Below are 22,842 nucleotides of genomic sequence, written 5' to 3'. Positions count from 1 at the left end.
CGCCCAAGACCGCACAGCACAACTCGCCTGCTCCCGCTATTGCCTCGGCCGACACGCAGACCGCAGTCGGAACGTCGACCGACAAAGCCTGATTCCGCTTCACCTGCGGTGGCTGGAAGATCCGTTCGCCGAGCCTGTACCAGTGCGCTCCAGCCTCACCAGCATGGCCTTCGCCGTCGGCTGATTGCTGATGTCAGCCACGCTTGCCAGTGGCAGCAGGACGTTGGTTTCGGGATAGTACGCTGCCGCGCAACCACGCGTGGTCGGATACGAGACCACTTCGAAATCCTCCGCCCGGCGATCCACACCGTCCTCCCACACGCTCACTAGGTCGACGCGCTCGCCTCCTGCGAGTCCCAAGTCAGTCAGATCGTCCGGGTTGACCAGGATGACGCGACGGCGGCCGTGGACACCTCGGTAACGGTCGTTCTCCGTGTAGGGAATGGTGTTCCACTGATCGTGGGACCGCAGGGTCTGCAGCAGCAGATGCCCTTCGGGAATCTCCGGCATGTGCCACGCATTGCAGGTGAACAGGGCTTTCCCGGCAGGTGTGGGGAACACCCCCTCGTTCACCGGGTTCGGCAGACGGATGCCACCGGGGCGGACCACCCGCCGGTTGAAGTCGTGGAATCCGGGTATGACGTTGGCAATCCGATCGCGGATCGTTCCGTAGTCGGATTCGAACTCGTCCCACGGGATGTCCGGCGTCCGTCTGTCGAGCGTGCGTCGGGCCAGGCGGCACAGGATGGCGACCTCGCTGAGGAGCAGAGTCGACGCCGGCTGCAGGCGGCCCTGAGAAACGTGCACCTCGCTCGACGAGTCCTCGACGGTGACGAACTGCGCGCCATCCTGCTGGATGTCGCGCTCGGTGCGCCCGAGAGTCGGCAGGATGAGCGCGGTTCTTCCGCAGACGGTGTGGGAACGGTTGAGCTTGGTAGAGATGTGCGCGGTGAGTCGGCAATTGCGGATCGCGTCTTCCGCGACGGCACTGTCCGGCACCGCGCGAACGAAGTTGCCCGCGACCCCGAGGAAGACCTTGATGCGACCTTCGTGCATCGCCCTGATCGTGTTCACCGAGTCCAGGCCATGCGCTCGCGGCGGATCGAAACCGAACTCGCGTTGGATCGCGTCCAGGAAATCGTCCGGCATCTGTTCCCAGATGCCCATCGTTCGGTCTCCCTGCACATTGCTGTGCCCGCGCACTGGGCACGCTCCGGTTCCTGCCCTCCCGAGATTTCCGCGCATCATCAGAAAGTTCACGATCTCCCTGATGGTGGCCACCCCGTGCTTGTGCTGCGTCACCCCCATCGCCCAGCACACGATGACGCGCTCGTGGCGGAGCACCTCGTCCCGCACCGCTTCGATCTCCGCACGGTCGAGTCCCGTCGCCGCGATGATCTCGTCCCACGAGATCCGTCGGACGTGCTGCGCGAACTCCTCGAAACCACTGGTGTTGGCGCGGATGAATTCGTGGTCGAGCACGGCGCCGAGCCGCTCCTCCTCCGCCTCAAGCAGCAGCCGGTTCAGAGCCTGGAACAGCGCCAGGTCACCACCGCCACGGATGTGGAGGAACCGGTCGGCGATCGAGACTCCGCGACCGATCACCCCGCGCGGGCGCTGCGGGTTCTTGAAGCGCAGTAGTCCCGCCTCCGGCAGCGGGTTCACCGCGATGATCCGGGCACCGTTGGCCTTGGCCTCCTCCAACGCGGAAAGCTGCCGCGGGTGGTTGGTTCCGGGATTCTGCCCCACGAGGAAGATCAGGTCAGCGTGGTGGAGATCGTGCAGGCTCACCGTCCCCTTGCCCGTGCCCAGAGTCTCATGCAGGGCGAACCCGCTGGATTCGTGGCACATGTTGCTGCAATCCGGCAAGTTGTTGGTGCCGAACGCTCTGGCGAACAGCTGCAGCACGAAGGCTGCCTCGTTGCTGACCCGGCCCGAGGTGTAGAAGGCCGCCTCGTCGGGAGAGCCCAGTGACTTCAACTCCTCGGAGACCAACCCGAGCGCGTCGCGCCAGCTGATCGGCTCGTAGTGGTCGGAATCCGGCCGCTTCACCATCGGCTCGGTGAGCCGCCCCTGCTGATTCAGCCAGAGATCGGAATGCCGCGCCAACTCGGAGATCGGGTGCTGCCGGAAGAAGTCAGCGGTGACCCTCCGCAACGTGGCCTCGTCGTTGATGTGCTTGGCGCCGTTCTCGCAGTACTCGTTGCGGTGGCGCTGGCCCGGGGACGGGTCCGGCCAGGCGCAGCCGGGACAGTCGACGCCGTCCACCTGGTTGATCGTGAGCAGCGTCCGGGCCGTTCGCTCGACAGAGGTTTCCTCGAGCGAATACCCGAGCGCGTGCGTCACCGCCGGAATCCCAGCCGCCCATTTCTTGGGAGGAGTTACGGACAGTTCCTCGTCCGGTTCATCCCTGGGTGCGTCTCGCAATGTGTCCGCCTCTCATGGTCCTGCTGTCGCCGCTCAGCCGGTGGGCCACTTCGGGACCTGGCTTCTCGGCGGTTCCGGCTCAAACGGCTGCACCCGCCCCTTGCTGATCGCACCGCGCCAACCACCGCTCTCTTCTCCGAGCGATTCGATGAACTCCTTGAAGTGCTCGAGCCCGGACCGAACCATGCGGTGTGGCACCCCGAGGGCGCCAGCTAGGGACTCTCCGAGACCGCGTGGTTCGTAGTGGACCCGAACGACGATCTCGGTGCGCTCAGGCCCCAGGGGTCGGAAGCTCACCTCACCTCGATGGCGGGGTTGTCGTTCCAGACTGCGCCAGGCCACGCAGCGATCGGGCTGCTGCCGCACGATCTCGACCTCGGACTCCCGCCGCAGCGGACCGAACCCGATCACCCAGCAGGTCACGTTCGGTCTGAGCTGGTCGACCTTCTTCACCGCCGCCGCGAACCGCGGGAAGGACTTGAACTGAGTCCACTGGTTGTAGGCGGTGCGCACCGGGACACCGATATCAATCGTCTCTTCAATGGCGCTCATGACTCGCCCATCGTCGACTGCGCGTCCGCGCCAGTGTTGTTGCTCGTGCCGTCATCCGCCAGTGGACATTGGTCCAGATCCGGTCTCGAACGGGATGCCCCTTTGCCGACCACGGCCGCTCATAAATTGCGGTTATCGCTGAATTCAAGAAAGCACTTTGACGCTCATCACACTCGTACCTAGTTTTTCACGTCATTGGCCGTGCAACTGGTCATCCGCCAATCACGACCGGACAAGAAGCCGGGCAGGTGGGAGTGCAAGACCACGATGATGTCTCGACCACCAGCTCCGCTGCCCTTCACACGAGGTGCGCGCGCGGGCAGCCCCGGCTGGTGACTCACACCCCTGCTCACCCCGCGGGGGGATGAGATCTGGCGGCGTCTTTGATGTGCTCGCACACGCGCACCACAACGCCCTCGACCTTCGAGTCAGCTGACGCGGCTCGACAGCATCAACGCTCGCTGGCTCGGTACGCAACTGCCTCACCCTGGAGGTGCGCAATGGCCGTTCTATCGTTCTTGGATCGGGAGCACACAGTCGCTCCGCCCGGCTACAGCCGGTGGCTGATCCCGCCCGCTGCCCTGGCCGTTCACCTGTGCATCGGGCAGGTGTACGCGACGAGTGTGTACAAGGCGTCCCTTCGGGAGCACTTCGATACGAGTCTCACCGCGATCGGTGTCATCTTCTCGATCGCCATCGTCATGCTCGGTGTCTCCGCTGCGGTCTTCGGTACCTGGGTGGACAGGGTCGGTCCACGTCGCGCGATGTTCACCGCCGCGTGCTGCTGGGCGTCTGGGTTCCTCGTCGGGGCCGCCGGCATCGCCGTCGGCCAGCTCTGGCTGGTGTACCTCGGCTACGGGCTCATCGGGGGCATCGGCCTGGGCATCGGGTACATCTCCCCGGTGTCGACCTTGATGAAGTGGTTCCCCGACCGGCCCGGTCTAGCCACCGGGATGGCAATCATGGGGTTCGGCGGGGGTGCCATGGTCGCCGCACCGTTGTCGAGCAAACTGCTTTCCTTCTACGGCGGCGGAGCACAGGTCGCCTCCGGCGAGGCCGTCGCGAAGCTGTTCCTCACCCTGGGCGCAGCCTACTTCCTGGTCATGATGATGGGCGTCTTCACCGTGCGGGTGCCCGCCCCCGGATGGGTACCTCCGCACTTCGATCCGTCGAAGGTCAAGGCCAAGTCGATGGTGACCACGGGGAACGTCTCGGCCAGCAACGCGATCAAAACACCGCAGTTCTGGCTGTTGTGGACGGTGCTGCTCTGCAACGTGACCGCCGGTATCGGAATTCTCGAGCAGGCAGCCGAGATGATCGAGGACTTCTTCCGCGACGGGAACACATCGACCGTGACCGTGACCGCCGCTGCTGGCTTCGTCGGCTTGCTGTCGGTCACCAACATGGCCGGTCGGTTCATCTGGTCGTCCGCATCAGACATCATCGGCCGCAAACCGACCTACGTGATGTACCTCGGTTTCGGCATGATTCTCTACGTGCTGCTCGCCGTGGCCGGAGCGAGCTCCACAGCCTTGTTCGTAATCCTGTGCGCAGTCATCATCTCCTTCTACGGTGGGGGTTTCTCCACCGTTCCCGCGTACTTGCGCGACCTGTTCGGTACCTACCAGGTAGGCGCAATCCATGGCCGTCTGCTCACCGCGTGGTCGACGGCGGGCGTGCTCGGTCCGCTGATCATCAACCGCATCCTCGATACGCGGGGCACGCCGGGCGAGCTCGTCGCATCCGACTACCGGCCCGCCCTGCTCACCATGGTCGGCGTCCTGGCGATCGGGTTCACCGCGAACCTGCTCATCCGGCCGGTCGCCGAACGCTGGCACGAGAGGACCCCGGTTTCGGACGCCGTTGACACCCCTCGTCGTCCTACCACCACACCCAACCAGTGATCATCCGACGCAACGGCTTGGAGGAATGCGGACCATGACCGAATCCACTCCCCGCACACCCGACAAGTACAAGGCAGAGATAGGCATTACTTGGCTGATCGTAGGAATCCCCCTGCTCTACGGCCTGTTTAACGCCATCACGGCGGCCTTGCAACTGTTCACCACGTGACCCAATGCCGGGGATGCCGCGCCCGTTTGCCGACGCGTCATCCCCGGCACCGCGCATACAACGTCACAACCCGACGAGTACCGCATCACCGACCCACCAGCCACCTCTCGCCCAGGTCGTTCCAGATACGTCGTTAGTCGCCTGCAGTGTCGAGCTCCACCGGAAACGTCACGGATTCTCCAGTGTCCAGGCCAGATTCACGAACCTGCGCTTCCTCGACAACGCCGGGCTCATCCAGTCCCGGTATTGGAAAACCCGTGCGGCTGGCGAGATCGACCGTGCTCTGCAGATCCATCCCGCCAGCAACGTCGAGGAGAGCCCGAGCCAGGATCGGCTCCGGATCGCGGTCGTGGATGACCAGGCCAATGGTCTGGGTGGCTTCCGGCTCCACCAGCGGGATGGCGCGCATTCCCTCGGCCACATTGTGCCCGTTCACCCAGGACTGCGGGAGCACGGTCGCGCACCGGCCCTCCTCGACGTACGCCCGCAGCGCAGTGATCGAATCGGCCTCCACGGCAGGTACGGGTCGGGCGTTGACCTCCTCGAAGATCGAGTCCAGAATGCGGCGGTTCTGCATGTCGCCGGACAGCAGGCACAGCGGCACCTCCGCGGCCTCCTGCCAGGTCACCGAGCTTCGTCCGGCTAACGCGTCGTCGCCAACCAGCAGCAGGTACCGCTCGCGGTAGAGCGGCATCGACCGCACCCGGCTGAGCGGTTCGTTGTCCACGTACGTCACGCCGACGTCCAGCTCGTAGTTCGACAGGTCCCGCTGGATCTGCGCGGAAGTCATCGACCGCACGGAAAACCGGATGCGCGGCTGCGCCTCGGACAACAGCGCGGTGAGCACGGGCAGCACGTTGAGGGCGGTGGGGACGCTGCCGATGCGCAGGCATCCACTCAGCCCCTCGCGCATCACGCCCACGTCCTCGACCAACGAGTCGCGCTCGGCCAGGATCCGGTAGGCCCACTGCAAGATGCGCTCTCCTTCGGGCGTGAAACCGAGGAACCGGTTGCCTCGCTGGATGATCGGCACGTGCAGATCAGCCTCCAGCTTGCGGATCGCAGTCGACAACGCGGGTTGCGAGATGTAGCAAGTCTCTGCCGCACGGGCGAAGTGCCGTTCACGCGCCAAGGCCGTGAGGTATTCCAACTGCCGGATCAGCATCTGAACATCGCACCTCCACCACGATCCCCCATCCCACAGCTCAAGGGCCACCCAGCGCCCACCATGCCATCAATCGGTAGAACGCTCGCAATGGCTCAACCCGCTCGACTGCCCGGGCGGATGCACTCCGTCCGGGCAGTCGACGGCCAGGAGCGAGCTGCCGCTCACCACCTGGTCGAAGCACGCGGCCAGTCGGCGTGACGTCGCAGGTCCTGCTTCCACGGACCCCGGCCGCACTGCCGGTCACTAGTCGCTCGAATCCGCCGTAAACACACTGCTCCCGTATATGTCCTCCGCAGTGATGGTGACGAGATCCTCCTTCCCCAAGGGGCGGTTCAATCCCACCAGGCGGCGAGCCTGACGCAGCCGGCTGCGCTCGATGGCGTTGCGCACGCTGCGCGCGTTGGAGAAGTTCGGCCGCTGCATCCGGCGGGTGAGGTAGTCCGAGAAGACCTCACGTGCCTGCTCGTCGAAGCGGAAGTTCTCCTCCGCGACCATGAGATCGGCGATCTGCAACAACTCGGCGTGGTTGTAGTCCTCGAACTCGATGTGATGCGGAACCCGTGAGCTCAAACCCGGGTTGGCCGAGAAGAACGTCGCCATCCGATCCGGGTACCCGGCGAAGATGACCACCAGGTCGCCTCGCTCGTTCTCCATCTCGGTCAGCAGGATCTCGATGACCTCCTGCCCGTAATCGCGCTCGTTCTCCGGGCGGAAGAGGTAGTAGGCCTCGTCGATGAACAGCACTCCCCCCGCCGCGCGAGCGAGCGCCTCCTTGGTCTTCGGCGCGGTGTGGCCGATGAACTGGCCGACCAGGTCATCACGGGTCACCACGTGCACCCGTGGGGCCCGGATGTAGCCGAGGGCGTGCAGAATGCTCGCCATCCGCATGGCCACGGTGGTCTTTCCGGTACCAGGCCCACCGGTAAAACTCATGTGCAACGTCGGATTCGACGCCGTGAGCCCGAACCGCTCGCGGGCGCGGTCGACCTGCAGCAACGAGGCGATCTCGCGGACGCGCCGCTTGACCGAAGCCAAGCCGACCAGTTCGGCCTCGAGACAGGCCAGGGTCTCCGCGACCCTGGCCGCCGACTCGTCCGCCGAGAGGTCGAGCTCCGCGTCGTCACCGAGAGGGGCCGGCTGCCCCGAGCCCTCCTCAACGATCGCTTCGTCCGGCTCCGATTCGTCCTTGGCAGGCCGAGGGAACCCGAAACCTTTGGGCGTTTCCATCAGATCACCCGCTTGCGTACCGAGCCCCGGCAGGCTTCTCGGTGGCGTAGGACTTCACGGAGTACCGCTGGGTGCGGTCCGGCCCTTCCTGGCGTTCGAGGAGGAAGCCGGGCTCCTCCTCGGGTCGTTGAACGAGGAAGTGCATCGCGGTCGACTGCCTGCCCAGACTCGCGTCGTAGGCCAGCACCCGGACGTAGTGGCGAGGGTGGGTCGCGCGACACTCGTTGATCTGCGCGAGAACACCGTCGGGCTCGGCCAGGTCGAACATCGGCAGGCCCCACATCTCCCAGTAGACGTTGCGCGGATGCGGGTCGTCGGTGTACTCCACCGACACTGGCCAACCCTGGGAGAGGGCGTACTTCACCTGGGCCGCGATCTCTTCGTCGGTGAGGTCGGGCAGGTACGAAAACGTTCCATACCGGAGTTTCATGACGTGCTCCTGTGTCAGTGGGTGGTCAGGCCGACGGCAACGGAGTCGGGACGAAGTCGGGCGCGTCGGTGCTGGTGTAGTCGAAGGTGACCTCGCCCCACGTGGAGAGCGCAGCCTCGAGGGACTGGCAGTTCTTCGCGGCAGTGCGAAGCACGTCGGGGCCCTCGCGCAACAGGTCACGACCTTCGTTTCGCGCCTTGACCATGGCCTCCAGTGCAACGCGGTTGGCTTCAGCGCCCGCGGCGATGCCGTACGGGTGACCGATGGTGCCGCCACCGAACTGCAGGATCACGTCGTCACCGAACAGATCCAGCAACTGGTGCATCTGACCGGCGTGGATACCGCCGGAAGCGACCGGCATGACGCCCGGCATGGAGGCCCAGTCCTGGTCGAAGAAGATGCCGTTCTGCAGGTTCAGGGGAACGTTGTTCTCGCGCAGGGTGTCGTAGTACCCGCGGGTGGTGGCCGGGTCGCCTTCGAGCTTGCCGACGACGGTGCCGGCATGGACGTGGTCCACCCCCATCAGGCGGCACCACTTCGCGATCACCCGGAAGCTCACGCCGTGCGTCTTCTGCCGCGTGTAGGTCGAGTGGCCGGCGCGGTGCAAGTGCAGCAGCACGCCGTTCTCCCGGGCCCAGTGCGCCATCGACTGGATCGCCGTGTAGCCGATCGTCAGGTCGATCATCACGATCACGCTGCCGAGTTCCTTGGCAAGCTCCGCGCGGCGGTACATCTCCTCCATGGTGCCGGCGGTGACGTTGAGGTAGTGCCCCTTGACCTCGCCGGTCTCGGCTGTCGCCCGGTTGACGCCTTCCATCGCGTAGAGGAAGCGGTCACGCCAGCGCATGAACGGCTGGGAGTTGATGTTCTCGTCGTCCTTGGTGAAGTCCAGCCCACCGCGGCAGGCCTCGTACACCACGCGGCCGTAGTTGCGGGCCGACAGGCCGAGCTTGGGCTTGATCGTGGCGCCCAGCAGCGGGCGGCCGTACTTGTTGAGGTGCTCGCGCTCCATGACGATGCCGTGCGCCGGACCCTGAAAAGTCTTGGTGTAGGCGACCGGAATCCGCATGTCCTCGAGACGCAGCGCCTTCAGCGGCTTGAAGCCGAACACGTTGCCGATGATCGAGGAGGTCAGGTTCGCGATGGAACTCTCTTCGAAGAGGTCGATGTCGTAGGCGATGTAGGCGAAGTACTCCCCCGGCCGGCCTGGGACCTCGTCAACGCGATAGGCCTTGGCCTGGTAGTGAGTATTGGCCGTGAGCCGGTCGGTCCACACCACCGTCCAGGTCGCGGTGGATGACTCACCCGCCACCGCCGCGGCGGCCTCGATCGGGTCAACGCCATCCTGCGGCGTCACTCGGAACACCGCGAGCACGTCGGTGTCCTTGGGAACGTAGTCCGCGTTGTAGTAACCCATCCCCGCGTAGCTCTGCACGCCCGGGTCCCAGCGTTCCTTGGTCTCCGTACCGTCTTCGCTGATCGTCATGGCAGTTCCCTTTCCTGTCCGCTCGGTGCACGACCAGTCTCGGTTCCCAATCAATCAACGACAATCGAAACTTTTCTTCGAATAGATAAGGCATCATTGAACTATGGATGGGATTGCCGATCTGCCTGCCGCGGCCACCTGGGCGCGACTGCACACCTTCATGGCGGTCTACGAAACGGGCAGCGTGAAAGCCGCTGCCGAAGCGCTCCACGTGACGCCGTCGGCGGTCTCAGCAGCCATCGCGGCCTTGGAGTCCGCGCTCGGCACGACGCTGTTCGCGAAGGCAGGACGTGGCATCGTGCCCACGGACGCCAGCGAGACCTTCGCTACCTACGTCCGCAAACTCCTCGGTTTGCTCGCCGAAGCCGCCGGCGCGGTGCAGGACGCCGAGCGCGGACGCGTGCGGATCGGTGCCGTCGCGACAGCAAGCGAGTACGTCCTGCCGCGGCTGATCGCGTCGTTCGCCCGGGAGCATCCGCAGATCGAACTCTCCCTGTCGGTCTTGCCACGGGACGAACTGTTCTCGCTCGCGTCCGACCACGCCGTCGACGTGGTGCTCGCCGGCCGCCCGCCGCATGGGTCCGGTCTGGTGACCAGAGCGCGACGAGCGAACCGCTTGGTCCTCGTCGGCCGGCCGGAAATTCGAGGTGACCCACGGACGACGACCTGGTTGCTGACCGCCTTGGGATCGGGCACGCGCGAGACGACCTTGGCGCTGCTCACGCGACTGCAGGCAGCACCGCCGCTGCTGACGCTCGGCACCGCCGGTGCCGCGGTCGCCGCCGCACGCGAGGGCCTCGGTGTCACGCTGGTGCACGAGGAGGCCGTGCGCGAGCAGCTGGAGGCTGGCGAACTCGCGTCATACCCGGTGACGGGGACTCCGCTCGACCGCCCGTGGCATCTGTGCACCACCTCCGAGCCGACGGCTGCGACTCGCTTGTTCCTGCGGCACGTGTGCGCCCGGGAAAGGGTGGGTTCGGCGGCGTTTCACACCCGGCATCGCCCCAAGGGGTGAGTACAACGCATGGCACAGGTCACAACATGCTGAGCATGACGACCACTTTTCCCAGCAGCGTTCCCGCCCTAGCAGAGACTGCGGAGCAGATGACCTGCGAAGGCCGGGGCATCCTCGCGGCCGACGAGTCGATCAAGACCATGTCGGCCCGCCTGAAGGCCGAGGGAATTCCCGCAAACGAGATCACTCGTCGCGACTACCGCGAGCTGCTGCTCACCGCCAACCGGCTGTCGGACTCGGTCAGCGGGATCATCCTCGCCGACGAGACGTTCGGCCAGCATCTCAACGACGGCCGCACCTTCCCCGAGGCCGCGCACGATCTCGGCATCCTGCCGGGCATCAAGGTTGACACCGGGACCACCCCGCTGCCGGGGCTCGGCGGTGCGCTCATCACCGAAGGCCTCGACGGTCTGGGTGCCCGGCTGGCCTCCTACGCCGAGCGCGGGGCCGCCTTCGCCAAGTGGCGGGCCGTGTTCGACGTGCAGACGATCACGGCCTACAGCGCCCGTGCCAACGGCCACGCCCTCGCGAGGTACGCGTCACTGTGCCAGCAGCACGGAATCGTCCCGATCGTCGAGCCGGAGGTGCTCTGCAACGGGGTTCACGACCTGGCAACGTCCGCGCACGCGACCCGTCTAGCCCTCGCCGGCTTGTTCGAGGAGCTCGACCAAGCCAGTGTCGACCTGAACGGGATCGTGCTCAAGCCGAACTTCGTGACACCCGGTCTGGGCGCGCCACCGGCCGCAGCATCCACGGTGGCCGCAGCTACCTTCGAGGTCCTCGGTGACACCGTTCCCCGCGCCGTTCCGGGGATCGCCTTCCTGTCCGGCGGACACCCGACGTCGGACGCGTGCACGTTCCTCGCCGACCTCAACGCAACCACCAAGCGTCCATGGCAGGTTACCTTCTCCTTCGGGCGAGCGCTGGTCAGCGACGCCCTGCGCACCTGGGGCGGCGACGCGGCCAACGTCGCCGCCGCCCAGGAAGCCCTGGTCGCAAACTGCCGGCAGGCCGCAAAGGCAATCAGCTGACCTCCCTTGAACCGTTGAGGCGGCACGACCGCTTGGCCCGCCCCCGCGACCGCACCTCCTAGGGTTCTCAGCCGTCTTCTCGCGAGGACATTTCGTGACGTATGGACATACATGGGAATTGGGATTCCGAGCGTGAAGGCGGCTGAGGCCCTCGTCCCACCCGCCAGTAAAGGTGTGTTCAAAGGACAAACGCTAGAGCGGGAGTTCGACGAGCATCGTGGTACCGCGCTCCGGGACGGACTCGACTCGCAAGGACGCCTCGATGATGGCGCAGCGCTCGGCGATGGAGCTGAGGCCGAAGTGCTGCGCCCCGTCCGCGTCCATGGTGCGCGCATTGCGGCGTTCTTCCTGATCGAAGCCCTTCCCATCGTCTGCGCACCCGATCACGATCGAGTCGCCGACCCGGCGCAGTGACAGCACGATGCGGTCCGCTTCGGCGTGCTTGACCGCGTTGGCCAGGGCCTCTTGGAGGATCCGGTAGAGCGCGGCCGCCGCATGGTTGGGGAGGTCATCAGTATCGGCCGCGGGGTCCACCACGAGCTCGATCGACGGCCCCTCATCCCGGCTGGCCATCTGCACGAGCGACTCGATCGCCGCGACCAGTCCGAGGTCGTCGAGGACCAGGCTGTGCAGGCCCGAGATGGCCGCTCGCGTCTGGTTGTAGGCCATGTCGGCGAGCACGCGAGCACTCACCAGCTCGGCTCGCGCGCGCTCCAACTCCTGCGCCCGCATCGAGGCCTCCGAGTCGTCGTGCGCTGCGAGTTCGGAGACGGTCAGGTCCGCAGCCGAGAGGTGGAACGACATCGACGCCAGCGCAGTGGTCACGCCGTCGTGCAGGTCGAACGCGATCCGGCGCCGCTCCGCCTCCTGCGCCGAGATGGCCTGCTTCATGAGCCGGTCCCGCTCGGTGCGGTGACGGTTGACCGCCCTCCACAACTGCTCCGCGTGCAGCCGCAGACCGAGCACCGTCGCGATCGGTCCCGCGGCTTCGAGGTCGTCCGGACCGAACGGCCGCCGCGGGCTGCGGTGGACAGCCAGGACACCTACGACACCGGCCTCTTCGTCGAGCCCCCGCAGCGGGAGGCACATCCGGGCCACGGTCTGCTGCGGCTTGAGCCCCAGAAGCTGGCGGTGCAACGAATTGCGAGGCGAGTCGGCCTCAAGCAGAACCGGCTTGCCGGTGCGCGCGACCAATCCCGTGACTCCGAAGCCGACCTGCAGCTTCAAGGAGCCCGCGGAAGCGTGCTCTGGCCAGATGTCGACGATGCTTAGGTCCTGGGCTTCAATGGCGTACAGCAGCACACCGTCGGCCTCGAACAGTCCGGCGAGGTCCGCCGCGCTGGGAATCGAACTGGCGGCCGCGCTCAATGGAACAGCCCCTCCCGCAACGCGACGGCGATGGCTCCGCTGCGGTCGGCGACCCCCAGCTTGCGGTAGAGCCCGCGGATGTGGGTCTTCACCGTGTCCTCGCTGACCACGAGCTTGCTCGCGACCGCCTTGTTCGAGTGGCCCGCGACCAGCAACTCCAGCACCTCCGACTCTCGCTGGGTGAGGCCGAGGTGCGCACCGGACCAGAACTCGCCCGCGTTGAGCCGCGCGGCCGAGAGTGCCACCCGACCTGCCAGCGCTGGATCGACGACGGTCTCGCCCTCACGGATCCGGCGCAGATGGCCGACCAGTTCCTGGCCGTCGATGCGCTTGAGGATGTAGCCGGACGCACCGACGCGCAGGGCTTGGTAGAGGTAGTGCTCGTCGTCATACACGGTCAGCAGGACGACCTTGGTGTCCGGATACTGCGTGGTGATCTGGCGGCACAGGTCCAGGCCGCTCTCCTTGCCGATGCGCACGTCGCACAGCACGACCTCGGGGCGCTGCTCCGCGACCATCGTGAGCGCCGCCGCTCCGGTCGTCACCTGCCCCACGACCAGCACCTCGTCGGGAAAGTGACCGAGCATGGCGCCAAGCCCGTGCAACACCATCTCGTGGTCGTCGACGAGCACAAGGCGCTGGGGGTTCGGGGACGACGCCGTCATGCGCCAAGCCTACGGCGAGGAATCCGCCGGGCATATCACCCGCCCGTCCACCCGCGTGGGTGAGTGCGCAGCGTGCGTGACGGGGTCCGATGAACACACCCGATTTGAAAGGCCACGCCATGACCGACTCCAGTGTCCGCCAGCCGCTCGTCGTACCGTCGGTGTTGCCCGCCGATTTCGCCGAACTCGGCAACGAGGTGCAGGCGCTCTGCGAGGCGGGCGTAGACCGGATCCAGTGGGACGTCATGGACGGCGTCTTCGTCCCGAACCTCACCTTCGGTCCTGATGTCATCGCGGCGGCGCGCCCGCACAGCGCGGTCGAGTTCGAGGCCCACCTCATGGTGGTCACCCCCGACGAGCTGCTGGGACGGTACGTCGATGCGGGGTGCGAGCTCGTCATCGTGCACGCCGAGGCCTGCACCCACCTCCATCGCACGCTGGCGCGCATCCGCGACCTCGGCGCGCGCAGCGGGGTTGCGCTGAACCCGCACACTCCCGCGGATATCGTCGAGCACGTTCTGGGCGAGACCGACCTGGTCCTGGTCATGACCGTCAATCCCGGATTCGGCGGCCAGGCGTACATCCCCGCCGTGGAGTCGAAGATCGCGCGACTCCGGCGAATGATCGACGCCTCCGGTCTGCCCGTCGAGCTCGAGGTCGACGGCGGCATCACCGCCAAGACCATCCGGTCGGCTTCCGCCGCCGGTGCCGACGTCTTCATCTCGGGCTCGGGGTTGTACGCCCACCCGGCGGGCAAAGCGGCTGCCGTCGCGGAGTTGCGCGCCGCGGCGAGCGAGAGCGCATCACAGAGAAAGGCAGCTTGATGACCAACGTCCTGCAAAGAGCTCGCGTGCCCGTCGAGACCGACCGCCTGGCCGTCGACACGCTCCGCTTCCTCGCCGCCGACATGGTGCAGTCCGCGTCGAGTGGGCACCCGGGAATGCCGATGGGGGCGGCTCCGATGGCATGGACGCTGTGGAGCCGACACCTGCGCCACGACCCCCAGGCGCCCGGCTGGGCGGACCGCGACCGCTTCGTGCTGTCCGCCGGCCACGGCTCAGCCCTGCTCTACGGGCTCCTGCACACCTTCGGCTACGATCTCCCGGAAGCCGAGCTGCGCTCGTTCCGCCAGTTGGGCTCCCGCACCCCGGGACATCCGGAGTTCGGACACACGCCGGGTGTCGAATGCACCACCGGGCCTCTCGGTCAGGGCCTCGCCATGGCGGTGGGCATGGCACTGGCCGAGCGGATGGCCAACGCCAGGTATCCCGAGGTCACCGGCCACCACACGTACGCGATCGTCGGTGACGGCTGCCTCATGGAGGGCATCAGCCACGAGGCCGCTTCCTTCGCCGGGCATCTCGGCCTCGGACGGCTCGTCGTGCTCTGGGACGATAACGACATCACCATCGACGGCGGCGTCGACCGCTCGTGCGGCGATGATCAGCCCGCCCGCTTCGCCGCGTGCGGCTGGCACACCGAGGCGGTGGTAGACGGCACCGACATCGATGCGATCGACCAGTCGATCACCCGCGCCAAGTCCGACCCGCGACCCAGTTTCATTGCGGTGCGGACCGTGATCGGCCAGGGCGCTCCGGGGGTGGAGGGCACGGCGAAGGCGCACGGAAGCCCGCTGGGCGACGCGCTGCTCGCCGAGACCAAGGAACTCGCTGGGTGGGAGCATCCGCCGTTCACGGTGCCCGAGCCGGTGCGCGAGGCCTGCGCCGCGCTGGCCGAGGCCGGCGCTCGGGAACGCGCCGCCTGGGGCGAGGACTTCGCGACCTTCGAAGCTGCTTGCCCGGAGCGCGCCGCGAAGTACCGCCGAGCGCAGGAACGCAGGCTGCCCGACGACCTCACCCCCCTGCTGCAGGTAGCAGACGCGGTACCCCGGGCAACCCGGCAGTCCTCACAGGCCTGCTTGGACGCCGCCCGCGGGATGCTGCCGGAGCTGGTCGGCGGGTCGGCGGACCTGTCCGGATCGACCGGCACCGCCTTCGGCGAGCTGGTGACCCGCGACGACTACGCGGGCACGGCGATCGCGTTCGGCATCCGCGAGTTCGGCATGGCCGCGATCATGAACGGCATCAGCCTGCACGGCGGGTTCCGGGTCTTCGGCAGCACCTTCCTGGTCTTCGCCGACTACCTGCGACCGGCGCTCAGGTTGTCGGCGCTCATGGGACAGCCGGTCATCTACGTGCTCACCCATGACTCGATCGCGGTGGGCGAGGACGGTCCCACCCACCAGCCGGTCGAGCACGTCGAGTCGCTGCGCGCGATCCCCGGGCTTCAGGTGCTGCGCCCGGCGGACACTGCCGAGACCGTGGAGGCCTGGCGGTTGGCGCTCAAGCGCACCGACGGGCCCACAGCGCTGATCCTCTCCCGGCAGTCGCTCCCCCAGCTGGACGGGGATGACCTCGACGGCGACCATCCCGTTTCACTCGAAATCGTGGCGACCGGCTCGGAAGTGTCGCTGGCCACCGCCGTTGCTCGTGGGCTGCGAGCCGAGGGGCACGGCGTCCGGGTGGTCTCGGCACTCGACCGCTCGCGCTACGCACCGGATCCCTCCGTGACCTCCGTCAGCCTCGAGGCAGGCAACACCGCGGGCTGGCGAGGGATCGTCGATCTCGCCATCGGCATCGACGACTTCGGCGACAGCGGCCCCGGTGGCGAGGTCATGGCCCGCCACGGCTTCACCGCGGACGCGGTCGCCGCCCGTGTACGCGACTACCTCGATTCCGCCCGATGAGCCGGCTCGACGCGGTGATCTTCGACGTCGACGGCACGCTCGTCGACAGCGAGCGGGACGGCCATCGAGTGGCGTTCAACGCGGCGTTCGAGGCAGCCGAGCTGTCGGATCGCTGGGATATCGCCACTTACGGACGGCTGCTGAAGATCACCGGTGGTGCCAAGCGGCTGGCGTTCTGGTTCGAAAGCACCGGCCGGTCACCGGGCGAGGCCGCGGAACTCGCGGAGCGGCTGCACAAGCGCAAGACCCAGATCATGCGGCGTCTGGTCGAGGATGGGCAGGTGCAGGCCCGCGCAGGGGCTCATCAGCTGATCGACGAGATCGAGGCGAGCGGCGTCCCGGTGCACGTGGCGACCACCGGCACGCGCGCATGGGTCGAACCCCTGCTGGAACACGCCTTCGGCAACAGGTTCCACACCGTGATAACCGGCACCGAGGTCCCCGATCTCAAGCCCAGCCCGGCCGCGTACCTCGAGGTGTTGCGCCGGACCGGCTGCCCACCCGAGCACGCGGTTGCCGTCGAGGACTCCGCCAATGGCGTGCAGGCGGCTGTCGCCGCCGGACTGCGCTGCGTGGCCGCGCACAACCCCTACACCCGCGACGACGACCTGTCCGGGGCGACGCTCGTCGCGGGCGGGCTGGACGACCCGGCGCTCGTGGCCTGGTTCCACCGCCGACTGAGGAAACGGCCGGACGAGTGACGAGGGCACGCAGGTGCCCCGTCCAGGTTTCAGACTTGCCAAGGTCAGGAACCTGGACGGGGCACCGGCGTGCTTCGCTCGCAGAGCGAGAAGCGGGCACGGTCTTGATCGAGACCGTGCCCGCTCCTGCGCGCTCAGGGCCATCAACGTTGCGCGGCCTCTGCCGAATCCTCCTCAAGAATCCGGATTCCGGGCAATTGCTTACCTTCGAGGTATTCGAGGCTGGCGCCTCCACCGGTGGAGATGTGCCCGAAGGCCGACTCGTCGAAGCCGAGCAGGCGGACTGCGGCGGCGGAGTCGCCGCCGCCGACGACGGACAGTCCATCCACCGTGATCAGTGCCTCGGCGACCGCCCGGGTGCCGTTGGCGAACTCGACGACCTCGAAGACACCCATCGGGCCGTTCCAGAAGACCGTGCTGGCGTCCGTGAGGACGTTCGCGAACGCCTTGGCCGACTCCGGCCCGATGTCCAGGCCGAGCGCGTCGGCGGGGATGGCGTCGGCGGCCACGACCTTGGGCTCAGGGGTGCGGCTACCGTCGGGAAACGCAGTGTCGACCACGACGTCGGTGGGCAGCACGACCTCCACACCCGCCTCCCGCGCCTGCGCGAGATAGCGCCTGACGGTGTCGAGCTGGTCGGACTCCAGCAGGCTCCTGCCGACCTCGTGGCTCTGGGCGGCTAGGAAAGTGAAGGCCATACCACCACCGATGAGCAGCTTGTCGGCTTTGGTCAGCAGGTTCTCGATGACGCCGAGCTTGTCGGAGACCTTCGAACCACCCAGCACCACGCGTAGGGCGGGTCGGGATCGACGGTCAGCTGCCGCAGCACGTCGATCTCCGTGGCCACCAAGCCGCCCATCGCGCGCGGGAGTCGCTGCGCGACGTCGTAGACGCTGGCCTGCTTGCGGTGCACCACGCCGAAACCGTCGGAGACGAAGGCATCGGCGAGCGCGGCGAGCTGGTCGGCGAACGCGGCCCGCTCGGCGGCGTCCTTGGAGGTCTCGCCGGAGTTGAACCGGACGTTCTCCAGCAACGCCACGTCACCGTCGGCCAGCCCCGCAATTGTCGCCGAGGCCGACTCGCCCACGGTGTCGGTGGCGAAAACGACCAGTCGGCCGAGCAGCTCGGCGAGCCGCGCGGCCACCGGGGCCAGGGAGTACGCCGGGTCGGGCTCTCCCCGGGGGCGGCCGAGGTGAGCGGTCACCACGACCCGGGCACCGGCCTCGGAGAGCGCTTCGATCGTCGGCACCGCCGCGAACCCGACCGTCATCGGTGATGCTGGAGCCATCCAGGGGAACGTTGAGATCGGACCGGACGAGCACCCGCTTGCCACGGACATCGCCCAATCCCGCGAGGAAGTCCACCATTGCTCAGACGCTCTCACCGACGTGAGTGATCAGATCTGCGAGCCGGTTGGAGTAACCCCATTCGTTGTCGTACCAGCCCACGACCTTGACCTGGTCGCCGATCACCTTGGTCAGCGGCGAGTCGAAGATGCACGACGCCGGATCGGTGACGATGTCAGACGACACGATCGCATCGGTGGAGTACCGCAGGATCCTGCCATCGGCCGCAGCCCTGACGATCTCGTTGACCTCCTCGACCGAGGTCTGCTTGGGCGCCTCGAAGGTCAGGTCGGTCGCCGAGCCGGTCGGCACCGGCACCCGCACTGCGTAACCGTCCAGCTTGCCCCGCAGCTCCGGCAGCACCAGACCGATTGCCTTCGCCGCACCGGTCGAGGTCGGGACCACGTTCAACGCGGCGGCACGCGCACGGCGCGGATCCTTGTGGATGTTGTCCTGCAAGTTCTGGTCGGCCGTGTAGGCGTGCACCGTGGTCATCAGACCCTTGGTGATGCCCAGGCCGTCGTGCAGCGCCTTGGCCATCGGGGCCAGGCAGTTGGTCGTGCACGAGGCGTTCGAGATCACCGTGTGCGCCGCCGGGTCGTAGTCCTGCTCGTTCACCCCCATCACCACGGTGACGTCCTCATGGCGCGCTGGAGCCGAGATGACCACCTTCTTCGCACCACCGGAGTCGACGTGTGCACGTGCCTTCTCAGCATCGGTGAACAAGCCTGTCGACTCGACGACGATGTCGGCGCCGAGATCCTTCCACGGCAGATCAGCCGGGTCGCGCTCCGCGAGCGCTGCGACCGATGTGCCACCGACGACGATGGCGTCTCCGGTGGCGGTGACCTCAGCGTCCAGCCGGCCGAGGATCGAGTCGAACTTCAACAGGTGCGCCAGCGACGCGTTGTCGGTCAGGTCGTTGACGCCCACGATCTCGATGTCGGCGCCGCCGGAAGCGTTGAGCGCACGCACGGCGCGGAAGAAGTTACGGCCGATGCGGCCGAAACCGTTGATACCTACGCGAACGGTCACTGATGTCCTCCTCGGGTGCAGGGGCGGATTGCTCGATGGGCGCGGGTCAACGAGCCTTGTCGCGACGCTCGAAGAGCCGCCAGAGCATCGGGGTGAAGATCAGCTGCATCGCCAGGTCCATCTTCCCGCCGGGGCAGACGATGGTGTTCGGGCGCGACATGAACGAGTCGTGCAGCATCGAGAGCAGGTAGGGGAAGTCGATCCCGCGCGGGTCGGCGAAGCGGATGACGAGCATGGACTCGTCCGGTGAGGGAATCGTCCGCGCGATGAACGGGTTCGAGGTGTCGACCACCGGAACCCGTTGGAAGTTCACGTGAGTTCGGGAGAACTGCGGGCACATGTAGTGCACGTAGTCGTGCATCCGCCGCAGGATCGTCTCGGTCACCGCCTCGGTCGAGTAGCCCCGTTTCGCCTTGTCCCGTTGCAGCTTCTGGATCCACTCGAGGTTGATCACGGGCACGACGCCGATCAACAGGTCGGCGTGCTGGGCGACGTCGACCTTCTCGGTGGCCACCGCGCCGTGCAGCCCTTCGTAGAACAGCAGGTCCGTATCGGCCGGGATGTCCTCCCAGGCTGTGAACGTCCCCGGTTCCTGCGCGTACGGCGCCGCCTCCTCCTCGTTGTGGAGGTACTTGCGTACCTTCCCGGTGCCGCTCTCGCCGTACTCCCGGAACAGGGTCTCCAGTTCCTCGAACAGGTTGGACTCGGGGCCGAAATGGCTGAAAGTATGGTCCCCCTCGGCGAACGCCCTAACCATCTCGCCCTTCATGGCCATGCGGTCGTAGCGGTGGAAGCTGTCGCCTTCGACGAAGGCGGCCTCGACCTCCTCCCGGCGGAAGATCTGCTCGAAGGTGCGCATCACCGAGGTGGTACCGGCGCCGGAGGACCCGGTGATCGCGACGACTGGGTGCTTGGCGGACATGGATCCTCCAGGAGATCAGATGGCGTGAAACAGGCCGCGGACGCCGTACAACGGGTTCCAGTGCTCCGTCGTGTCGCTCGGCTCCTCGGTCGGCTCGGTGTGATAGCGCGTGATCCGCTCGACCTCCTCGCGGGAGCCGAAGACGAGCCCGATGCGCTGGTGCAGGTCGGTCGGGTTCACCTCGAGGACCCGCTCACGGCCGGTCGTGGCAAGGCCGCCGGCCTGCTCGATCAGGAACCCGATCGGGTTCGCTTCGTAGAGCAACCGCAGCCGACCCGCCTTCTCGGGGTTCTTCGAATCCCGCGGATACATGAAAACGCCACCGCGAGTGAGGATCCGGTGGGCCTCGGCCACCAGCGATGCCACCCAACGCATGTTGAAGTCCTTCTCACGGGGACCCGACACCCCTTGCAGGCACTCATCGATGTAACGCTTGATCGCCGGCTCCCAGAAGCGGCGGTTGGAGGTGTTCACGGCGTACTCCGCGGTGGTCTCCGGCACCTCGATGTCCTGGCGGGTCAGAAAGAACTCGCCGAGTTTCGGCTCAAGGGTGAAGGCGTGCACCCCCGTCCCGACGGTGAGCACGAGCACCGTCGACGGGCCGTAGATGGCATATCCGGCGGCCACCTGCTTCGTTCCCGGCTGCAGGAAATCCTCCACCCGGGCTTCCTCCCCGGGCGCCGGCGCCCGCAGGATCGAGAAAATGCTGCCCACCGAGACGTTGGCGTCGATGTTGGACGAGCCGTCGAGCGGGTCGAACGTGAGCAGGTACTTGCCACGGGGGAATTCGACCGGGATGGAGTACGGCTCCTCCAGTTCCTCCGAAACCATGCCGGCGAGTTGACCACCCCACTCATTGGCGCGCAGGAAGATCTCGTTGGCCACGACGTCGAGCTTTTGCTGCTGCTCGCCCTGAACGTTGACCGCACCCACGCTGCCGATCACGCCCGTAAGCGCACCAGAGGCGATGCGCTGGGAGATGGCTTTGCAGGCCAGCGCCACGTCTAGAATCAGCGAGTTGAGCTCTCCGCTCGAACCGGGATGACGTCGGCGTTCCTCGATGAGGAATTGGGCCAGCGTCGAGCGCTCGGTCAGCATCTCATCACTCCTGACGGGTCATGGGCGTGCGTCGAGCACAACCGGGGCGTGCGTTGAGCCCACCAGCCTGGCCGGCGACGAGCATCCACCCGAGGGGTGACCGCGGGGGTGGTTGCCAGATGGCGGGGTCTCTTGGAATCACCCTGCCGAGCAGCTCACCCCTGAGCTCATTCCCGCAGGTGATTCCTTGGCTCCGCGCGTCTCATAACGTCGGCCCACAGTCCCCACCGCACGTCAGAGGAGCCCGACGCACATGATGGGTGAGACCACCACCGACTCCCTCGGCACCGAGCCCCTCAGCACGCTGTACCGCGGTCTGATCTGCGACCTCGACGGTGTCGTTTACCGCGGCGCCACGGCCGTCCCCGATGCGGTCGAGACCTTGAACCAGGTGACAGCGGACGGCCTGCCGGTCGTCTTCGCGACCAACAACGCATCTCGCTCACCGAAGAACGTGGGCGAGCACCTCCACCGGCTCGGCGTCGCACCGCAGGGCTGGTCGGTGGTCACCAGCTCCCAGGCCGCCGCGGCGCACCTGTCGGAGCGTCTCGAGCGAGGCGCTCCCGTGTGCGCGGTCGGCGGGCCAGGTGTCGCACAGGCGCTCACCGAAGCCGGACTGACCCCGGTTCGCGTCGCGGAGCTGGATGACACCGGGGTCGAGGCGGTCGTCCAGGGACTGGGAGTCGACGTCACCTGGGCCGAGTTGGCGGCGGTCGGATACCTCGTCCACGGAGGAGCCGCCTGGGTGGCGACGAACCTCGACCTCATGCTGCCCACCGCGCACGGCCCAGCCCCCGGCAACGGCGCCCTCGTCGCGGCGGTGCAGACCGCGACCAGCGCAACCCCGCACGTGGTCGGCAAGCCGCGCGCCGCCCTGTTCGACCTGGCGCGCACCCGGCTCGGCACCGATCAATCAGACACCCTCGTGTGTGGAGACCGGTTGGACACCGACATCGAGGGTGCCAACTCGGCCGGTCTCGACTCGCTGTTCGTGCTGAGCGGTGCCTCCCGTCTCCGCGACCTGGCGTTCGCCCCGCCGTCCGCACGCCCGACGTACGTCGCCACCGACCTGACCGGTCTGCTCGCTCCCGGGCTGCCCTTGCACACCACGGTGCCCGACCAGCTCGTCGAGCTCACACCCGAAGCCGTTCTTCGCATGCGGGTTGATGGCGACAACAGCAAGCTGCTGCAGTCCGTGGTCGCCACGGTATGGGCCGCGCTCGACGACGGTCGTGCGGTCCCCGACGACGAAGACATGTGGGCCAGGATCGAACGACAGCTCGAACTCGACCGCGCGAGCTCGAGCTCGGTTGTTGCGAGATGAGCTAACGGTCGGCCGTTCCGGTTGCGTGATGCGCCGCGGGGTACTCCATGCCGTCTTGGCGCGTGAGCGCTTCCACGACGGGGCGTCACGAGCTGCTCAAGCTGACCCGGGCTTCAACGCGCAGGACCACCGCCCGTTGGCCATCCTTCAGTACGGTCGGTTCAATTGGATCAGTCCGACGGTGTCGCCGGTTCCGCCTGCGCGGCGGGCGAACTGGTCGCGCCACCT

General features: G+C 67.0%; 19 protein-coding genes and 1 pseudogene. 8 read left to right on the top strand and 12 right to left on the bottom strand.

Annotation, left to right across the window (positions count from 1 at the left end; translation table 11 throughout):
- Nucleotides 1-99 precede the first annotated feature (99 nt).
- Nucleotides 100-2,427: an FdhF/YdeP family oxidoreductase gene (locus E1202_RS21340; RefSeq protein WP_132684917.1), complete on the bottom strand. Its 2,328-nt coding sequence runs from the start codon at nucleotides 2,425-2,427 to the stop codon at nucleotides 100-102.
- A gap of 33 nt (nucleotides 2,428-2,460) precedes the next feature.
- Nucleotides 2,461-2,979, bottom strand: coding sequence for an SRPBCC family protein (locus E1202_RS21335; protein ID WP_132684916.1), 519 nt, complete (start codon nucleotides 2,977-2,979; stop codon nucleotides 2,461-2,463).
- 500 nt (nucleotides 2,980-3,479) lie between these two features.
- Between E1202_RS21335 and E1202_RS21330 the strand changes: the two genes are divergently transcribed.
- Nucleotides 3,480-4,883 (top strand): OFA family MFS transporter, encoded by a 1,404-nt coding sequence (locus E1202_RS21330; protein ID WP_132684924.1) that lies wholly within the window; start codon nucleotides 3,480-3,482, stop codon nucleotides 4,881-4,883.
- 34 nt (nucleotides 4,884-4,917) lie between these two features.
- Nucleotides 4,918-5,052, top strand: a complete 135-nt coding sequence (locus E1202_RS32635; protein WP_268952350.1) for an MFS transporter small subunit — start codon at nucleotides 4,918-4,920, stop codon at nucleotides 5,050-5,052.
- A gap of 133 nt (nucleotides 5,053-5,185) precedes the next feature.
- On the opposite strand, the gene E1202_RS21325 is transcribed toward E1202_RS32635, so the two are convergent.
- From E1202_RS21325 to E1202_RS21310, 4 genes are all read right to left on the bottom strand, one after another.
- Nucleotides 5,186-6,217 carry a LysR family transcriptional regulator gene (locus tag E1202_RS21325; RefSeq protein ID WP_132684915.1) on the bottom strand — a complete coding sequence of 344 codons (1,032 nt, stop codon included), beginning with the start codon at nucleotides 6,215-6,217 and terminating at the stop codon, nucleotides 5,186-5,188.
- A gap of 246 nt (nucleotides 6,218-6,463) precedes the next feature.
- Nucleotides 6,464-7,447, bottom strand: a complete 984-nt coding sequence (locus E1202_RS21320) for an AAA family ATPase (protein WP_207918829.1) — start codon at nucleotides 7,445-7,447, stop codon at nucleotides 6,464-6,466.
- Between the two features lie 4 nt (nucleotides 7,448-7,451).
- Nucleotides 7,452-7,877, bottom strand: a complete 426-nt coding sequence (locus E1202_RS21315) for a ribulose bisphosphate carboxylase small subunit (RefSeq protein WP_132684914.1) — start codon at nucleotides 7,875-7,877, stop codon at nucleotides 7,452-7,454.
- A gap of 25 nt (nucleotides 7,878-7,902) precedes the next feature.
- Nucleotides 7,903-9,363: a form I ribulose bisphosphate carboxylase large subunit gene (locus E1202_RS21310; RefSeq protein ID WP_132684913.1), complete on the bottom strand. Its 1,461-nt coding sequence runs from the start codon at nucleotides 9,361-9,363 to the stop codon at nucleotides 7,903-7,905.
- A 103-nt stretch (nucleotides 9,364-9,466) separates the two neighbouring features.
- Here E1202_RS21310 and E1202_RS21305 point away from each other — a divergent pair, with 103 nt between their 5' ends.
- Together E1202_RS21305 and E1202_RS21300 are read left to right on the top strand one after the other, a co-directional pair.
- A complete protein-coding gene (locus E1202_RS21305; RefSeq protein WP_207918827.1) occupies nucleotides 9,467-10,378 on the top strand; it encodes a LysR family transcriptional regulator in 912 nt (303 codons plus the stop codon).
- Between the two features lie 35 nt (nucleotides 10,379-10,413).
- The gene (locus E1202_RS21300) at nucleotides 10,414-11,409 is read left to right on the top strand and encodes a class I fructose-bisphosphate aldolase (protein WP_132684912.1); all 996 of its coding nucleotides are present in this window, start codon (nucleotides 10,414-10,416) and stop codon (nucleotides 11,407-11,409) included.
- A gap of 192 nt (nucleotides 11,410-11,601) precedes the next feature.
- On the opposite strand, the gene E1202_RS21295 is transcribed toward E1202_RS21300, so the two are convergent.
- Together E1202_RS21295 and E1202_RS21290 are read right to left on the bottom strand one after the other, a co-directional pair.
- A complete protein-coding gene (locus E1202_RS21295) occupies nucleotides 11,602-12,777 on the bottom strand; it encodes a GAF domain-containing sensor histidine kinase (RefSeq protein WP_132684911.1) in 1,176 nt (391 codons plus the stop codon).
- Nucleotides 12,774-13,442, bottom strand: a complete 669-nt coding sequence (locus tag E1202_RS21290; protein WP_132684910.1) for a response regulator — start codon at nucleotides 13,440-13,442, stop codon at nucleotides 12,774-12,776. The genes E1202_RS21295 and E1202_RS21290 overlap by 4 nt, the downstream gene beginning before the upstream one ends.
- 119 nt (nucleotides 13,443-13,561) lie before the next feature.
- On the opposite strand from E1202_RS21290, the gene rpe reads away from it, so the two are divergent.
- Genes rpe through E1202_RS21275 form a run of 3 tightly spaced genes read left to right on the top strand, consistent with a single transcriptional unit; the run spans nucleotide 13,562 to nucleotide 16,889 of the window.
- A complete protein-coding gene (gene rpe, locus E1202_RS21285) occupies nucleotides 13,562-14,266 on the top strand; it encodes a ribulose-phosphate 3-epimerase (RefSeq protein ID WP_132684909.1) in 705 nt (234 codons plus the stop codon).
- Between the two features lie 26 nt (nucleotides 14,267-14,292).
- Entirely contained in the window at nucleotides 14,293-16,188 is a 1,896-nt protein-coding gene (gene tkt / locus E1202_RS21280; RefSeq protein ID WP_235878803.1) for a transketolase, read from the top strand.
- Nucleotides 16,185-16,889 carry an HAD-IA family hydrolase gene (locus tag E1202_RS21275; protein ID WP_132684907.1) on the top strand — a complete coding sequence of 235 codons (705 nt, stop codon included), beginning with the start codon at nucleotides 16,185-16,187 and terminating at the stop codon, nucleotides 16,887-16,889. Before tkt ends, E1202_RS21275 begins: the two co-directional genes overlap by 4 nt.
- 143 nt (nucleotides 16,890-17,032) lie before the next feature.
- On the opposite strand, the pseudogene E1202_RS21270 reads toward E1202_RS21275, so the two are convergent.
- The 4 genes and pseudogenes from E1202_RS21270 to E1202_RS21255 form a co-directional block, all read right to left on the bottom strand.
- Nucleotides 17,033-18,256: pseudogene (locus E1202_RS21270) on the bottom strand (phosphoglycerate kinase).
- A gap of 3 nt (nucleotides 18,257-18,259) precedes the next feature.
- Nucleotides 18,260-19,270, bottom strand: coding sequence for a type I glyceraldehyde-3-phosphate dehydrogenase (gene gap, locus E1202_RS21265; RefSeq protein WP_132684906.1), 1,011 nt, complete (start codon nucleotides 19,268-19,270; stop codon nucleotides 18,260-18,262).
- A 46-nt stretch (nucleotides 19,271-19,316) separates the two neighbouring features.
- A complete protein-coding gene (locus E1202_RS21260) occupies nucleotides 19,317-20,192 on the bottom strand; it encodes a phosphoribulokinase (protein ID WP_132684905.1) in 876 nt (291 codons plus the stop codon).
- Between the two features lie 15 nt (nucleotides 20,193-20,207).
- On the bottom strand, nucleotides 20,208-21,290 hold the full coding sequence (locus E1202_RS21255; protein WP_132684904.1) for a class 1 fructose-bisphosphatase: 1,083 nt from the start codon (nucleotides 21,288-21,290) through the stop codon (nucleotides 20,208-20,210).
- Nucleotides 21,291-21,543: 253 nt separating this feature from the next.
- Between E1202_RS21255 and E1202_RS21250 the strand changes: the two genes are divergently transcribed.
- On the top strand, nucleotides 21,544-22,614 hold the full coding sequence (locus tag E1202_RS21250) for an HAD-IIA family hydrolase (RefSeq protein ID WP_132684903.1): 1,071 nt from the start codon (nucleotides 21,544-21,546) through the stop codon (nucleotides 22,612-22,614).
- The last annotated feature ends 228 nt before the right edge of the window (nucleotides 22,615-22,842 follow it).

This window comes from Saccharopolyspora karakumensis (assembly GCF_004349225.1).
GTDB lineage: Bacteria > Actinomycetota > Actinomycetes > Mycobacteriales > Pseudonocardiaceae > Saccharopolyspora > Saccharopolyspora endophytica.
Note: the sequence above shows the minus strand (reverse complement) of the source record. Positions and strands in the feature narration are given on the sequence as shown.

Bases quoted from the DNA above. Each gene is read 5' to 3' on its own strand.
- E1202_RS21335 (WP_132684916.1), bottom strand. From the start codon at position 2,979: ATGAGCGCCATTGAAGAGACGATTGATATCGGTGTCCCGGTGCGCACC.
- E1202_RS21330 (WP_132684924.1), top strand. From the start codon at position 3,480: ATGGCCGTTCTATCGTTCTTGGATCGGGAGCACACAGTCGCTCCGCCC.
- E1202_RS32635 (WP_268952350.1), top strand. From the start codon at position 4,918: ATGACCGAATCCACTCCCCGCACACCCGACAAGTACAAGGCAGAGATA.
- E1202_RS21325 (WP_132684915.1), bottom strand. From the start codon at position 6,217: ATGCTGATCCGGCAGTTGGAATACCTCACGGCCTTGGCGCGTGAACGG.
- E1202_RS21320 (WP_207918829.1), bottom strand. From the start codon at position 7,447: ATGGAAACGCCCAAAGGTTTCGGGTTCCCTCGGCCTGCCAAGGACGAA.
- E1202_RS21315 (WP_132684914.1), bottom strand. From the start codon at position 7,877: ATGAAACTCCGGTATGGAACGTTTTCGTACCTGCCCGACCTCACCGAC.
- E1202_RS21310 (WP_132684913.1), bottom strand. From the start codon at position 9,363: ATGACGATCAGCGAAGACGGTACGGAGACCAAGGAACGCTGGGACCCG.
- E1202_RS21305 (WP_207918827.1), top strand. From the start codon at position 9,467: ATGGATGGGATTGCCGATCTGCCTGCCGCGGCCACCTGGGCGCGACTG.
- E1202_RS21300 (WP_132684912.1), top strand. From the start codon at position 10,414: ATGACGACCACTTTTCCCAGCAGCGTTCCCGCCCTAGCAGAGACTGCG.
- E1202_RS21290 (WP_132684910.1), bottom strand. From the start codon at position 13,442: ATGACGGCGTCGTCCCCGAACCCCCAGCGCCTTGTGCTCGTCGACGAC.
- rpe (WP_132684909.1), top strand. From the start codon at position 13,562: ATGACCGACTCCAGTGTCCGCCAGCCGCTCGTCGTACCGTCGGTGTTG.
- E1202_RS21275 (WP_132684907.1), top strand. From the start codon at position 16,185: ATGAGCCGGCTCGACGCGGTGATCTTCGACGTCGACGGCACGCTCGTC.
- E1202_RS21260 (WP_132684905.1), bottom strand. From the start codon at position 20,192: ATGTCCGCCAAGCACCCAGTCGTCGCGATCACCGGGTCCTCCGGCGCC.
- E1202_RS21255 (WP_132684904.1), bottom strand. From the start codon at position 21,290: ATGCTGACCGAGCGCTCGACGCTGGCCCAATTCCTCATCGAGGAACGC.
- E1202_RS21250 (WP_132684903.1), top strand. From the start codon at position 21,544: ATGATGGGTGAGACCACCACCGACTCCCTCGGCACCGAGCCCCTCAGC.